This is a genomic window from Pseudomonas matsuisoli (assembly GCF_014647635.1).
GTDB lineage: Bacteria > Pseudomonadota > Gammaproteobacteria > Pseudomonadales > Pseudomonadaceae > Pseudomonas_P > Pseudomonas_P matsuisoli.
Genome location: NZ_BMPO01000019.1, coordinates 1 through 1,226 on the forward strand (window position 1 = coordinate 1; position 1,226 = coordinate 1,226).

Annotated in this window: 1 protein-coding gene; it reads left to right on the forward strand. The window is 58.1% G+C overall.

Features of this window, described 5'->3' with window-relative positions:
- The first annotated feature begins 234 nt into the window (after positions 1 to 234).
- The gene (locus IEY47_RS20435) at positions 235 to 1,206 is read left to right on the forward strand and encodes an IS110 family RNA-guided transposase (protein ID WP_188986181.1); all 972 of its coding nucleotides are present in this window, start codon (positions 235 to 237) and stop codon (positions 1,204 to 1,206) included.
- Positions 1,207 to 1,226 lie beyond the last annotated feature (20 nt).

Here is a 1,226-nt window from a genome sequence, read left to right on the forward strand (position 1 = left end):
ACCCGCCCTTGTATGTCGACTCCCGTCTCCAAAGAGGCGATAGTCCCCGACTGATCATCGGGGGAGGACCGCAAGCCGCACCCGCCCTTAAGCCTCGAGCTTGTTGTGTAGATTGCGCTGCGCTCCTCCGCACTCATCCGAGCAGTCCGAACGGTATCTTGAGCCATCAGAGCTCGCATTGCGCAAGGTTGGATAGGATGACGTGACGATCATTTTTTGGCAGGAGGATCGACAATGACCATCGTCGTGGGCGTAGACATCGCCAAGCACACATTCGACATCGCCACGCTGCAGCCTAACGGCAAGCACCGCACCAAATCCAAGCTGTCCAACGATGCAGAAGGGTTCGCCGTCTTTGCCGGCTGGCTCAAGCTTTATGCCGAGCCCGGTGCCTGGATCGTGATGGAAGCCACGGGTATTTATCACGAAGCGCTGGCCGAGCATTGCTATCGGTTGGGCTATCGCGTTGCTGTGCTCAATCCGGCGCAGATCAAAAGCTACGCTCAAAGCCAGCTGCAGCGCAGCAAGACTGACAAGCTCGACTCCAAACTGATTGCCACTTATGGGCATCTGCATCGCGAAGGGCTTCGTCCCTGGCAGCCTGAGCCTTTGAACATCCGGCAGCTACGGGCGCTGACGCGCCGCCTGGATGACCTCAAGGAACTGCGGCAAATGGAGTTCAATCGTCTCGACGTCAGCAGGGACAACGTGCACGACTCGATCAATGCCGTTTTGCAGCGGCTCGATGAGCAGATCGCTGAGACCCAGCGGCTGATCAAGCAGCACATCGACGACGATCCGGACTTACGGAGCAAGCGCGATTTGCTCGTGACCATCAACGGTGTGGCCGACAAAACGGCTACGTTGCTCATCGCAGAACTGGGTGATCACGCGCGATTTACCAGCGCTCGCGCGGTCGTTGCTTTCGCCGGACTCGATCCTCGACTTCAAGAGTCCGGCAAACACCAAGGTCACGTGCGCATATCACGCATGGGCTCTGCGCGGATAAGAGCCGGCTTGTACATGCCGGCGGTATCGACGCTCACCCACAACCCCGCGATCAAAGCCCTAGCCGAGCGTATGGAAGCCAAAGGCAAAAAGGGCAAGCAGATCGTATGTGCCGCGATGCGCAAGCTGCTAAACATCGCCTATGGCGTACTCAAATCCGGCGTCCCCTTCGATGCAAAACTGGCACTTGCTCGGTAGAGGGGGAAGACGGTATCTAC

Coding starts and splice junctions, on each gene's coding strand:
- IEY47_RS20435 (WP_188986181.1), top strand. CDS start 235: ATGACCATCGTCGTGGGCGTAGACATCGCCAAGCACACATTCGACATC.